Genomic DNA, 13,482 nt, shown 5'->3' on the forward strand with positions numbered 1-13,482 from the left:
CCCTACCCGCCCGGCATCATGACGACGCCCTTGTCCTTGGGCCAGCGCACGCGCCAGGCGAACGCGATGTCCTTGACCTCGCCGGGCTTGGCCTCGAACGCCCATTCCAGCACGCCGCGCCGCTCGCGCAGATTGGTCGCGGTCGGTGGCGTCGTCGACGGCAGCATCTCGACCTGGATTTCCTCGTTCTCGCTGACCGGTAGCTGGTCCTCGATCGCGATCCTGATCGGGAAGTCATGGCCGTTGCGCACGGTGGTCTTGAAACTGCGTTCGTCGGTCTTCGACGTCGTCACGATCAGGCCCGCCGATCCCTCGTTGCGTTTGACCACGGTGCGCTCGATCTTGATCTTGTCGTCGGCGCCAAACCCGAGCCGCACCGGCTCGCCCTTGGCCGCGCTCGCCATCTGGCCGCGGCCGACAAATACGCCGTCGCGATAGATCGAGACCCGGCCCGGCAGCAGCGGCGCATCCTCGCCCTGCACGAACCGGGCTTCCAGAAACGCCGAGGGATCCCTGACCGGCGCGGATCGCACCGCCAGATCAGGCGCGATGGTCGCGGTGGAAACACGCAGGCTCTTGGCGCCTTCGCTGGCGCCAAGGCTCACACGGCCCGGAATGCGGAACGTGACCTGGAAGCCGCCGACTTCGACTGCGGCCTCCTGCTCGTCGGCGCGCCTGGCAACGGATTCCGCCGCCATCGGGGCCGACATCGGGGCCTGCATCGAGCGAGGCTTGGCGGCATCCGAGAGGGCGCCCCCGGCCAGCGGGCGCGGCGGTTGCGGATACTTTACGATCAGCGAATTCAATTCAGGCGCGCTGCCGCCGCGTGCCGTGCGGACGGTTGAGACCGCCAGCGCCACATTCGACCAGTCCTCGCCCGTGCTCTGGGTAATCTCGGCGCGGCGCACCAGTTCGAGCCCCGGCTTGCGGTCCTTCGTTCCGGTATCGAGCCGGGCGTCGTACAGCGGCGCCCAGCGCGCCTGGCGTACGGCATAGGTCACCCGCAGCGTCGCCTTCGCGGCTGTCGCTGCGGCGAGATCGATCCGGACCTCGAGCTTGTTCGGCGGCTTGGTCGCGCGGTCGGATTCGAGCCGCGCGATTTCGCGGTCGATGTCGCGCTGCTTGCGTTCGGCGTCGCGGATCGCAGTGTCCGCGCCGGCGACTTCCTCGGCGACCGCGGCAAAGGCCGCGCGCCATTCGGCGATCGGACGCGCCTCACCCTTGTCGCCGAGCCCTGCGGGAGAGGATTCGGCAAAACGCTCGGCAAATTTGCGGCGCGCGGTGGCGGCATTGATCGCGCCTGCAAGATTGGCGCGTTCGTCCTTCAGCGCCTCGATGCGCTTGTCCAGTTCCGGCAGGTTGACCGGTGGTGCTGCACGCGGCGGCCTTGTATCGATGGCGCCGATGGTGAACTTCGCGCCCGCCTCGCCCTCGACCCGCAGCGAGGACGGATCCAGCGTCAGCGGGAAATCCTTCGCCACCAGGGTGCTGTCGCCGGACGGCAGGTCGAGCGTGATCAGGCGCGTCACGCTGGCGCCATCGGGATAGACCGTGACGGCATCGACGGCCGAGGTGGCCGCGAGTTCGGCCGCCTGCGCCGACATGGCAGCAAGGCTGGCAAGCGCCACCAGGCTGGTGGTTGCAACAATGTTCGCAATCGTCGGCATGAATTCCCTCCCTCAAATCCCGGCGCGGCGCGCGCAAGGCCCTTGCCCGGTCCGGCGCGCCGGACAGGCAAAGGTAGCATCACCACCTGTGATGAGACGCCGCGGCCATGGAACCGGTTCGATTGAGGTAACCGTAAGGCGCGGCCAGGGCGGCGCCGCGGCGGCGGCCGGGGAGCGATCGGCAGCGAGAATTACTTCACCCTCCCTCGAGGGGGAGGGTGAAGAAAAGATCCGCCTCTTAGAACACCAGCGCCTTGGCCTGCTTGACCTGCGGCAACCCCTGCACCTTGGCGAGCACCTCTGCCGGCACCGCGCCGTCGACCTCGACCAGCGCGATGGCGTCGCCGCCCGGCGCGTTGCGGCCGAGATGGAAGGTGGCGATGTTGAGTCTGGCGTCGCCGAGCAGGCCGGCAAACTTGCCGATGAAGCCGGGCTTGTCCTCATTGGTGACGTAGATCATCGACTTGCCGAACTCTGCATCGACCCGGATGCCCTTGATGTCGACCAGCCGCGGCTTGCCGTCGGCATAGACGGTGCCCGACACCGAGCGCCCCTGCCGCTCGGTGGTGACGGTGACCGTGATCAGGCTTTCGTAATCGCTCTGCGCCGCGCGCACGATCTCGTCGACCACCATGCCGCGCTCCTTGGCCACCACCGGCGCCGAGACCACGTTGACGTCGCCCAGCATCGGCCGCAGCAGGCCCGACAGCGCCGCCGAAGTCAGCGCCTTGATCTTCATCTCGGCGACATGGCCCTCATAGGTGATCTGCACCTTGAGGATACCGCTCTCGGTGAGCTGGCCGGCGAACGAGCCGAGTTTCTCGGCCAGTTCGATGAACGGCTTCAGCTTCGGCGCCTCTTCCGCCGTGATCGACGGAAAATTGACCGCGTTGGAGATTGCGCCGCTCAACAGATAATCCGACATCTGCTCGGCGACCTGAAGTGCGACGTTTTCCTGCGCTTCGGTGGTGGCGGCGCCGAGATGCGGGGTGCAGATCACGTTGGGATGGCCGAACAGCACGTTCGTGGTGGCCGGCTCCTCGACGAATACGTCGAACGCGGCGCCCGCGACATGCTTGGAATTCAGCGCATCGACCAGCGCCTGCTCGTCGACCAGCCCGCCGCGCGCGCAATTGACGATGCGCACGCCCTTCTTCGTTTTCGCCAGCGCCGCCGCGTCGAGAATATTTTTCGTCTTCTCGGTCAGCGGCGTATGCAGCGTGATGAAATCGGCGCGCTTGAGCAGCTCGTCGAGTTCGACCTTCTCGACGCCGATATCCCTGGCGCGCTCCGGCGACAGGAACGGATCGAACGCGATCACCTTCATGCGCAGGCCGAGCGCGCGGTCGGCGACGATCGCGCCGATATTGCCGCAGCCGATCACGCCCAGCGTCTTGCCGGTGATTTCGACCCCCATGAAGCGGTTCTTTTCCCACTTGCCGGCCTGGGTCGAGGCGTCGGCCTGCGGAATTTCGCGCGCCAGCGCCAGCATCAGGGTGATGGCGTGTTCGGCGGTCGTGATCGAATTGCCGAACGGCGTGTTCATCACGATGACGCCCTTGGCGGTCGCGGCGGGAATGTCGACAGTGTCGACGCCGATGCCGGCGCGGCCGATCACCTTCAGCCGCGTCGCCTTCTCGATGATTTTTGCCGTGGCCTTGGTGGCCGAGCGGATCGCCAGCCCGTCGTAATTGCCGATGATCTCGGCGAGCTTGTCCTTGTCCTTGCCGAGGTTGGGCTGGAAATCGACCTCGATGCCGCGATCCTTGAAGATCTGCACGGCAGCGGGCGACAGCGCGTCGGAAATGAGAACCTTGGGCTTTGTCATTTGGGATAGTCCTCTGGAAAAATTGAAGCGTCGTCCCGGCCGAAGCGCCACTTGGCGCGTAGAGCCGGGACCCATACTCCCTGCTGGTGGTTATGGGTCCCGGGTCGCGCGGCGAAGGGCTGCTTGCCCGGGACGACAATTGAGTGGGATTGGGTTTAGGCCGCCTTCGGAATCGCGGCCTTCATTTCCGCGAACGCCCAGTCGATCCACTGCGTCAGCAGTGCGACGTCGCCGGCTTCCACCGTGGCGCCGCACCAGATCCGCAGGCCCGCGGGCGCATCGCGATAATGCGCGAAGTCGTAGCCGGCGCCTTCCTTCTCCACCAAAGCAACCAGCTTCTTGGAGAAGTCAGCTTGCGCATCCGCGCTCAGCGACGTGATGGCGGGATCGACCACCTTCATGCACACGGAGGTGTTGGAACGGATCGCCGGATCTTTCGCCAGGAAATCGATCCACGGCGTCTTCGCCTTCCAGTCGGCCAGCACTTTCGTATTCGCGTCGGCACGCGCCATCAGGCCCTTGAGGCCGCCGACCGACTTCGCCCAGTTCAGCGCGTCGAGATAGTCTTCCACGCACAGCATCGACGGGGTGTTGATGGTCTCGCCTTCAAAGATGCCCTCGTTGAGCTTGCCGCCCTTGGTCATGCGGAAGATTTTCGGCAGCGGCCACGTCGGGGTGTAGCTCTCGAGCCGCGCCACCGCGCGCGGTGACAGCACCAGCATGCCGTGCGCGGCCTCGCCGCCCAGGGCCTTCTGCCAGGAGAAGGTCACCACATCGAGCTTGGCCCAGTCGAGCTTCTGCGCAAACGCCGCCGAGGTGGCGTCGCAAATGGTCAGGCCCTGGCGGTCGGCGCTGATCCAGTCGGCGTTGGGAACCCGCACGCCGGAGGTGGTGCCGTTCCAGGTGAAGACGATGTCGGAAGCGGGATCGGCCTTGGAAAGATCGGGAATTTCGCCATAGCCGGCATGCAGCCTGGTGACGTCCTTGAGCTTCAATTCCTTGACGATGTCGCTGACCCAGCCCTCGCCGAAGGATTCCCAGGCGATCGTCGTCACCGGCCGCGCACCGAGCAGCGACCACAGCGCCATTTCGACCGCGCCGGTATCCGACGCCGGCACGATGCCGATCCTGTAACCGGCGGGCACTTCAAGCACTTCGCGCGTCAATTCGATCGCGAGCTTCAGCTTGGCCTTGCCGATTTTCGCGCGGTGCGAACGGCCCAGGGCGGCGTCTTTGAGATTTTGGGGGGTCCAGCCGGGGCGCTTGGCACAGGGGCCGGAGGAGAAATGCGGCACGTTGGGCCGCAATGCGGGCTTCGCAGCAGTCATGTTCTATCCTTCCAGATAGCTAGCCTCCCGTTGGGGGGAGGTGTCCCGCCGCGGTCATTAGGGGAAACGCCGGGAATCGTCAAGGAAGTTTCGGGCAATCAGGTAGTGCACCGGGGATCAGGTGTGACCCTGGAATCAGGTGGACCCCTGGAATCGGGTATGATCTCGGGATCACAGGTCGGTGACGCTCGGTATGCCGGCGCTATCGCCGCAGCGATTTGCGAATCCAGATGCCGGAATCGAAACGCCTTAGCCTGCCGGAGGCAACCCGAGCGCCCGTTCGGCCTCGCCGATCCAGCGCCGGATGGAGGCATAGCCGTCGAGGTGAAAGCCGCCCTCGTGCGCGACCCGCGTATAGGCCAGCAGCGAGACGTCGGCGAGCGTGACCGCGTCGCCGGTCAGGAACGGCGTCAAGGCGAGCTGATGCTCCATTCGCGCCAGCGCGAAATAGCCGCGCTTGATCTTGTCCGGATCGAGGTCGGAGGCCGCCTTGCCGAGATACACCATCTGGAACCGGCACACCGCGACATAGGGCTCGTGGCTGTATTGTTCCCAGAACAGCCACTCGTCCATCTTCGCCGCGACGAAGTCGTCCTTGGGAATGAGATCGCTGCGGCGGGCGAGGTAGCGAATGATGGCGTTGGACTGCGCCAGCACGCGACCGTCGTCGAACACGACCGTCGGAACCTGGCCCGCGCCGTTGAGCTTGAGAAACTCCGTGGTGCGGGTCTCGCCCTTGAGCGTATCGACGCTGATCCACTCATAGGGCAGCGCCAGATGATCGCAGACCCATTTCACCTTCAGGCAATTGCCGGAATTGGTATCGCCGTAGATTTTCATCATCTGCTGCCATCCGCTGATACGACAGAGCAACAGGCAAAGGGAATTCTGTCAATAGCGCGCCGCGGACGCGTCAGGCAGATGAATCAGAATTTGTAACCGAGACCGATGCGGCCGGTACTGACGTTGGTGTCGACGACCGTTGTGAAGCGGGCATATTCCCACTCCGCCCGGAAAAACAGGCACGATATCAATTGCACGTCGACGCCGAGGCCGAAAGAATAGCCGTAGATCAGTTTGCTGTTCATGGCTTCGGTCGCGCTGATATCGAACGGTACATTGTCAAACGGAGGAGGGTTCGCCGGGTTCACCTGGGTACCGAAAATGCGGGCGGTCCGGGTGATGTTGGCTTGTCCGAGCGCTACGCCGCCGAACGCATAGGGAAGGAAGGCGCCCCACGCATAGCCGGCACGGGCACGTAGCGAGGCCATGTCGGATATCAAGATTGACGAAGTGCCTTGATACGTGGCGCTATTGGTGGAGCCGGATGGCAGCGAGAAAAATCTCGCCATCGTACCGGTCTGCGATCCGCCGAACTTGCCGTGCAAGTAACTTGCTTCGAAACCAACAACGACGTCGTCCCACTGCGAGTTATAGCCTGCGAACCCGCCGTACCCGTTACCATGGACCGAGGCTTTCCCCATGATAGGCCACGACGAAATCTGCTGTTGGCTCTCCATTTCAGTGCCTGACAACAGACTCGCGGCGACCGTGCGCGTCGAGCCCGAAAAGTTCATGTTGGAAGTGCCGTATCCGCCCTGGACACCGACGTAGGCGCCCTGCCAGTTGGCCGGGCGGCTGGCCAGCCCTTCAGTGAGGGCGCCGCGCAGGATCGGGAGATCCGACAGGTCTGCCGCCTCGGCGCAAGACGCCGCTCCGAATAATACCGCCGCCAGCAAAATCCTACGCATCGCAACACTCCATCGAACACACTCTGACCTGGCGCTGATCATCCCCCGTTAACCTTAACCAATGGTTGTCGCGGGCCCTCGACCGGCATCTTCTGTCGCAAAAACTGCGATTTATCCGAGCAGCAAATCCGGCGGCAGGTTTTCCTGCGGAATCGCACCGGCCGCACAAACCAAACGGCGCGGGAAGATCCCGCGCCGTTAAGAAGTGTTAAGCGATGAGGCTCGATCAGCCCTTGCGCATCAGCGGCGGCGCGTAGACCGGCGGGCTGCTCAGATCCCAGCGTACGCCGAGCTTGAGGTCATGCGAGGTGATGTTCTTGAACGTCATCGGGTTGTTGACGCCGTTGACGCCGTCGAAGGTGCGCAGGTCGCCGGTCAGGCCGTCGCCCATGTCGAGATAGCGATAGGCCAGTTCGACGGTGAAGTTCGGCGTGACCTTGTAGGCGACACCGGCATGCAGCGCCCAGGCCAGATTCCACTTCGCCACGTTGTCGCCGTAGGCCAGACCCGGCAGCGCGCCGCCGCCATTGTTGGCAATGCTCTGGTCGGTGAAGCCGTTGATGGCAACCCGCGCGCCGCCGACACCGGCGCCGATGAACGGGGTCATGCACCACCAGGTGCCGAGATCGACATAGGCGTTGCCGAGCACCACCCACTCGTTCTTGGTGGCGTGATAGGTATCGGTGCCAACGCCGCCGGGATAGGTGATGTTGTCCTTGCCGAAGTACTGCGAATTGCCGCGATACTCACCGGTGATATCGGCGCGGAACCAGTTGTTGACCTTGTAACCGACGCCGAGGCCGAAGATGCCCGCGGTGTTGAAGTTGTGGGTCTGGCTCTGGGTGGTAAGACCCGCATCGAGCGCGTTGTTGAGGCGCTCGACCTTCTGATTGCTGAAACCGATATCGCCGCGCAGGTACCAGCCGCCGAAGTCCTCGACGACCGGAGGCGGCGCGTATGCCGGCGGCGGCATGATGGCCATGTCGGCGGCAAACGCCACCGACGACAACATTGATGCCGCTCCGGCGGCAACGAGAAACTTAACGCTACGCATTGGCTTCGTCCTTTTGTCCGGTGAGGCAGACAACGGAGGCCTCACATCAAAAACTCACGGTCGGACGATGCCCCAAAATACTTAAGCGGCACTTAACCCTAATTATTAAGGTTGATAATCCGTTGCGTACGACCTGCCCCGCAAGCGCGGCCGGCGGCGAGATCATGCGGAATTTCAATAATTTGTCGCGCTACCGCACGCGGCAAATGCGGATTGCGTTTTTTCCGTTGGCGGCTGTGAAATTTCTTGCGGCGATGAAACCGATTGCGCAAAAATGGCGGAACCGTCTCAATCGCTAACAATGTGTTGACGGAAATTCCGCGCTCCCCGCGCAAACCGCCGGCGTTAGCGTGCCGCTTTCGGCATCTTCGGCAGGAACACCGCGAGCAGTCCGATCGCCGGCAGGAACGCGCAGACGTGATAGACGAATTCGAGGCCGGTATGGTCGGCGACCCTGCCGAGCGCGGCGGCGCCGACACCGCCGATGCCGAATGCAAATCCGAAGAACACCCCGGAGATCATTCCCAAGCGGTGCGGCACCAGCTCCTGCGCAAAAACGATGATCGACGACGTCGCTGACGAAATGATCAGGCCGATCAGCACCGTCAACACCGCGCTGGCGAACAGCCCGGCATAGGGCAGCGCCAGCGTGAACGGCAGCGCGCCGAGGATGGAGAACCAGAGCACGTATTTGCGGCCGAAACGATCGCCGAGCGATCCGCCGAAGAAGGCGCCGGCGGCGTTGGCGGCGAGAAACAGGAAGAGATAGAGCTGGGCCTGCTGGGTCGAGACCTGGAATTTCTCGATCAGATAGAAGATGTAATAGCTCGACAGGCTCGAGACATAGAGCTGCTTGGAGAACAGCAGCGCGACCAGCACCAGCAGCGCGATCTTGACCCGGCGCGAACTCGGCGCGTCCGGATGCGACGGCGGCGGCGCCTTCCTGGTCGTGATCTGGGGCCGGTACCACAGCCCGATCCGCCACAGGATGATGATCGCCAGGAACGCGATCGAGGAAAACCAGGCGATGCTGGGCTGGCCGAACGGCACCACGATCAATGCGGCGAGCAGCGGGCCCATCGAGGTCCCAAAGCTGCCGCCGAGCTGGAATACCGATTGCGCGAAACCGTAACGCCCGCCGGAGGCCAGCCGGGCGATCCGCGCCGACTCCGGATGGAACACCGCCGAGCCGAGCCCGACCAGCGCCGCCGCGATCAGGATCACCGGGTATTGCTGCGCGACGCTGAGCAGCAGCAAGCCGAAAAACGTGAATCCCATGCCGATGGCGAGCGAGAACGGCTGCGCCTTCCTGTCGGTGAAATATCCGATCACCGGCTGCAGCAGTGACGCGGTGAACTGGAACGCCAGCGTGATCATGCCGATCTGCGCGAAGTCCAGCGCGTAATTCTCCTTCAGGATCGGATACACCGATGCGATCAGCGACTGCATGGTGTCGTTGAGAAAATGCGACAGGCTGATGCCCACCAGCACGACATAGACCGGCCCCGTCGCGGCGGCGGCCGTGGTGAGGCCGGGCACCGCCACCGGCGCGGCCAGCGCCTCTTCATTGACGATGACGGGCTTGTTCAACGGCCAAAATCCCGGATTCGGAAGAGCAATCAGTCCTCCTACGACGGCGGCGCCGCGCCCACCAGCGCCAATCGATAATGGCTGCGATGCGATCGCGGGCTTACGCGGCCGCGGCGTGCCCGAGCGCGGAGACGATGTGATCGACCACTTCCTCGACCAGGATGCGGTCATCGCCCTCGCCCATCACCCGGATCACGGGCTCGGTGCCGGAGGAGCGCACCAGCAGTCGGCCATGGCCGTTCAGCCGCTTCTCGCCGTCCACGATGGCGGATTTGACCTCGGCGTCGTCGAGCGGCTTGCCGCTGCGGTAGCGCACGTTCTTCAGGATCTGCGGCAGCGGGTCGAAGCGATGGCAGACTTCCGATACCGGGCGGCGCAGCTTCTGCACCACCGCCAGCACCTGCAGGGCGGCGACGAAGCCGTCGCCCGTGGTGGCATAGTCGGACAGGATGATGTGGCCGGACGGCTCGCCGCCGACATTGTAGCCGCGGCTCAGCATTTGCTCCAGCACATAGCGGTCGCCGACCGGCGTGCGGATCAGCTCGATGCCCTGCCCGTCGAGGAAGCGCTCCAGCCCGAGATTCGACATCACGGTGGCGACGATGCCGGGCTTGGCGAGCCGGCCGTCTTCCTTCCAGCTCTGCGCGATCACCGCCAGCAGCTGGTCGCCGTCGACGGTGTGTCCGCGCTCGTCGACCAGGATGACCCGGTCGGCATCGCCGTCGAGCGCGATGCCGATGTCGGCGCGCATCTCGCGCACCTTGCGGCTCAGCGCTTCCGGCGAGGTGGAGCCGCATTCCTTGTTGATGTTGAAACCGTCGGGTTCGACCCCGATGGAAATGACGTCGGCGCCGAGCTCCCACAGCGCTTCCGGCACCACCTTGTAGGCCGCGCCATTGGCGCAATCGATCACCACGCGCAAGCCGTCGAGGCTGAGATCGCGCGGCAGTGTGCGCTTGGCGAATTCGATGTAGCGATCGTGGACGCCGTCGATGCGGCGGGCACGGCCGAGGCTGGCGCTCTGCGCCAACCTCTTGTCGAGGGACTCGTCGAGCAATTGTTCGATCTGCTTTTCGACGTCGTCGGAGAGTTTGAAGCCCTGCGGACCGAACAGCTTGATGCCGTTGTCCTCGAACAGATTGTGCGAAGCCGAAATCATCACGCCGAGATCGGCGCGCATCGACTTGGTCAGCATCGCCACCGCCGGCGTCGGCATCGGGCCGAGCAGCAGCACGTCCATGCCGACCGAGGTGAAACCGGCCACCATGGCGTATTCGATCATGTAGCCGGACAGCCGTGTGTCCTTGCCGATCACGACGCGGTGGCGATGTTCGCCGCGCTGAAAGACCAGGCCCGCGGCCTGCCCGACCTTGAGCGCCAGCTCCGGCGTGATCAGACCATTGGCACGGCCACGAATCCCGTCCGTCCCGAAATATTTGCGGCTCATGATACCCCCAACATCGCCGCGACTTCTCCAACCACCCGGCGAGAAACCGCGAACGCCCGCCTACCATGGCGTGTAAGGGGGGTTATAGTGCCTCCGGAGCTAAAATGGCTTCAAAAAATATGATGAATCATTACCGGCGGCTGAACTGCAATTTTGGACCTAACGTGTTGTTATTAAAAGAATTACGCCCTGGCAGGAACCCTGCCGGCAGGCCGGTTATTCGCTTCGCTCGACGCGGTGGCCGGCTTTGGCGGGCACCGGCTGGGTGACGCTGACCCGATTCCGGGCCGGAAAGATCTCCTCCAGTCCCTCCTCCAGCGCCCGGTCCAGCCGGCGCTTCCCGGCGGCTTCGGCGTCGCTGCGGGCGGAACGTGGTCCGGTCATGGACGCCCTCCCGACGGCTTCACGTAAGGCGATTTTGCCGGGCCCCCAAGCGTGCTAGATGATCAGTCAAAGCGACAAGACAACGAGGGCCGGGAACGCTTATGAAACACATCACCTGCATCGAGGATCTGCGCCAGGTCCACAAGCGCAAAGTGCCGAAGGCGTTTTTCGACTACGCCGATCGCGGTTCCTATTCCGAGGACACGCTCCGGGCCAATGTCGACGACCTGCAGGCCATCAAATTCCGCCAGCGCATCCTGGTCGACGTCTCGAAGCGCGATCTTTCGACCACCATCCTCGGCGAGCCCGCCGCGATGCCGCTGATCCTGGCGCCGGTCGGGCTGACCGGCATGCAATATGGCGACGGCGAAATCCACGCCTGCCGCGCCGCGCAGGCCGCCGGGGTTCCCTACACCTTGAGCACGATGTCGATCTGCTCGATCGAGGACGTCGCCGCCAATGTCGACAAGCCGTTCTGGTTCCAGCTCTACGTCATGAAGGACCGCGGCTTCATCAAGGCGCTGATCGAGCGCGCCATCGCCGCGAAATGCAGCGCGCTGGTGCTGACCGTCGATCTGCAAGTGATCGGCCAGCGCCATGCCGACATCAAGAACGGCATGACGGTGCCGCCGGAATGGTCGCTGTCGAAACTGGTCGATTTCGCCAGCAAGCCGGCCTGGGTCGCCGGCGTGCTGCGCGGCAAGCGCCGCACCTTCGGCAACCTGGTCGGCCATCTCAAGGGCACCGACGACATCACCGCGCTCGGGACCTGGATCGCGACCCAGTTCGACACTTCGCTGAACTGGAAAGACATCGAGTGGATCCGCTCGATCTGGCCCGGCAAGCTGATCCTGAAGGGCATTCTCGACGTCGAGGATGCCGAGGAAGCGGCCAAGACCGGCGCGCAGGCGCTGGTGGTCTCCAACCATGGCGGCCGCCAGCTGGACGGCGCGCCGTCGTCGATCGAGGTCTTGCCCGAGATCGTCGACGCCGTCGGCGCGCAGATGGAAATCATGTTCGACGGCGGCATCCGCTCCGGCCAGGACGTGATGCGGGCGCTGGCGCTCGGCGCCAAATCCTGCATGATCGGCCGCGCCTACATCCACGGCCTCGGCGCCTTCGGCGGCCCCGGTGTCGGCAAGGCGCTCGACATCCTGCGCAACGAACTCAGCGTCACCATGGGCCTGTGCGGGGTGAACACCATCGCCGAGATCGACGACCACGTGCTGGCGATTTAGGCCGAACCCAAATTCTATCGTCGTCCCGGCCCAGCGAGCAACGCGAGCGCCGAGCCGGGACCCATAGCCACCGTTGTTGATGTTTTCGACGACTGTATCAACAGTGTCGCCAAACGCGCCGACACGGCGTATGGGTCCCTGCTTTCGCAGGGACGACGCGTTGAGAGAGTTGGGCTGAAGCCGCCTCATCGCGATGCTCAAGCTTTCCCGAGATCGGCCTCGACCAGCGCGCGCAGTTCTGATGTGACCTGCGGCCGCTGCCCGAACCAGAGTTCGAAGCCGCGCACCGCCTGGTGCAGCAGCATGCCGAGCCCGTCGGCGACTTGCAGTCCGCGGCCGCGCGCGGCGGCCAGCAACGGCGTCTCCAGCGGCACGTAGACGAGATCGGCGACCACGGCGTGCGGCGGCAGCAGGCCTACGTCGATCCCGAGGGGAGGCTGGCCATGCATGCCGAGCGACGTGGTATTCACCAGCAGACCCGCGCGCGGCAGCACCTCGCCGATCGCCTCCCACGCGATCGGATGCACGTCGCCGAACTGGTCGGCCAGTGCGCGGGCGCGATCGAGCGTGCGGTTGGCCAGATGCACGCGCTTGATGCCGCGCTCCAGCAACCCGAACACCACCGCGCGCGAGGAGCCGCCGGCGCCCAGCACCAGGGCGTCTCCGGCGCGGTCCCATCCGGGCGCGCAGGCGTCGAGATTGTTGATGAACCCTTCGATGTCGGTGTTGGTCGAGCGCAGCTCGCCGTCCTCGTACCACAGCGTATTGGCGGCGCCCACGGCGCGGGCGCGTTCGTCCGGTTTCGACAGCGCCAGCGCGCGCTCCTTGTGCGGCAGGGTGACGTTGGCGCCGACGAAGCCGCGCAGCGACAGCCGGAACACGAAATCCTTGAACTCGTCGGGCGGCACCGCCTCGATGACGTAGCCGCCCTCGATGCCGAGGGTGCGCAGCCAGTAATGATGGATCAGCGGCGAGCGCGAATGCGCCGCCGGCCATCCGATCAGGCACGCGGCGGGGGTTTTTGGTGCGGCTGTCATCGTCGATCCCGTGGCGGCACCCGAATGCAGGCGCCGCCAGTGAGATCGGGCATGCCGGCGGCGCTGTCAATGCCGACGCATCACGCCGCAACTGAATGGGCGGCGATGATCTGGTCGGCGGCGCGGCCGGTGACTTCGGCCATGCGGTCGAACTGGCG

Annotated in this window: 11 protein-coding genes; 1 reads left to right on the top strand and 10 read right to left on the bottom strand. The window is 64.6% G+C overall.

Features of this window, described 5'->3' with window-relative positions; genetic code table 11:
* Positions 1-2 precede the first annotated feature (2 nt).
* The 9 genes from Q7U29_RS00110 to Q7U29_RS00150 all read right to left on the bottom strand — a co-directional run bounded on the left by Q7U29_RS00110 (position 3) and on the right by Q7U29_RS00150 (position 11,049).
* Entirely contained in the window at positions 3-1,667 is a 1,665-nt protein-coding gene (locus tag Q7U29_RS00110; protein ID WP_304737202.1) for a mucoidy inhibitor MuiA family protein, read from the bottom strand.
* A gap of 238 nt (positions 1,668-1,905) precedes the next feature.
* Entirely contained in the window at positions 1,906-3,495 is a 1,590-nt protein-coding gene (gene serA, locus Q7U29_RS00115; protein WP_304737204.1) for a phosphoglycerate dehydrogenase, read from the bottom strand.
* A gap of 155 nt (positions 3,496-3,650) precedes the next feature.
* Positions 3,651-4,823 carry a phosphoserine transaminase gene (locus Q7U29_RS00120; RefSeq protein ID WP_304737205.1) on the bottom strand — a complete coding sequence of 391 codons (1,173 nt, stop codon included), beginning with the start codon at positions 4,821-4,823 and terminating at the stop codon, positions 3,651-3,653.
* A gap of 249 nt (positions 4,824-5,072) precedes the next feature.
* Positions 5,073-5,663 (bottom strand): glutathione S-transferase family protein, encoded by a 591-nt coding sequence (locus Q7U29_RS00125; RefSeq protein ID WP_304737217.1) that lies wholly within the window; start codon positions 5,661-5,663, stop codon positions 5,073-5,075.
* Positions 5,664-5,749: 86 nt separating this feature from the next.
* Complete coding sequence (locus Q7U29_RS00130) at positions 5,750-6,574, bottom strand: outer membrane protein (RefSeq protein ID WP_304737206.1); 825 nt, start codon at positions 6,572-6,574, stop codon at positions 5,750-5,752.
* 226 nt (positions 6,575-6,800) lie between these two features.
* Positions 6,801-7,628, bottom strand: a complete 828-nt coding sequence (locus Q7U29_RS00135) for an outer membrane protein (protein ID WP_304737208.1) — start codon at positions 7,626-7,628, stop codon at positions 6,801-6,803.
* 345 nt (positions 7,629-7,973) lie between these two features.
* Positions 7,974-9,218, bottom strand: coding sequence for an MFS transporter (locus Q7U29_RS00140; protein ID WP_304737209.1), 1,245 nt, complete (start codon positions 9,216-9,218; stop codon positions 7,974-7,976).
* A 100-nt stretch (positions 9,219-9,318) separates the two neighbouring features.
* Positions 9,319-10,665: a phosphoglucosamine mutase gene (glmM, locus tag Q7U29_RS00145; protein ID WP_304737211.1), complete on the bottom strand. Its 1,347-nt coding sequence runs from the start codon at positions 10,663-10,665 to the stop codon at positions 9,319-9,321.
* Positions 10,666-10,881: 216 nt separating this feature from the next.
* A complete protein-coding gene (locus Q7U29_RS00150; protein WP_304737212.1) occupies positions 10,882-11,049 on the bottom strand; it encodes a hypothetical protein in 168 nt (55 codons plus the stop codon).
* 101 nt (positions 11,050-11,150) lie between these two features.
* On the opposite strand from Q7U29_RS00150, the gene Q7U29_RS00155 reads away from it, so the two are divergent.
* Positions 11,151-12,287, top strand: a complete 1,137-nt coding sequence (locus Q7U29_RS00155) for an alpha-hydroxy acid oxidase (protein ID WP_304737214.1) — start codon at positions 11,151-11,153, stop codon at positions 12,285-12,287.
* Between the two features lie 197 nt (positions 12,288-12,484).
* Here the strand turns inward: Q7U29_RS00155 and Q7U29_RS00160 are convergent, their stop codons facing one another.
* Positions 12,485-13,324, bottom strand: coding sequence for a shikimate dehydrogenase (locus Q7U29_RS00160; RefSeq protein ID WP_304737215.1), 840 nt, complete (start codon positions 13,322-13,324; stop codon positions 12,485-12,487).
* Positions 13,325-13,482: the final 158 nt, after the last annotated feature.

The sequence above is a fragment of the Bradyrhizobium sp. genome, from assembly GCF_030654605.1.
Classification (GTDB): domain Bacteria; phylum Pseudomonadota; class Alphaproteobacteria; order Rhizobiales; family Xanthobacteraceae; genus Bradyrhizobium.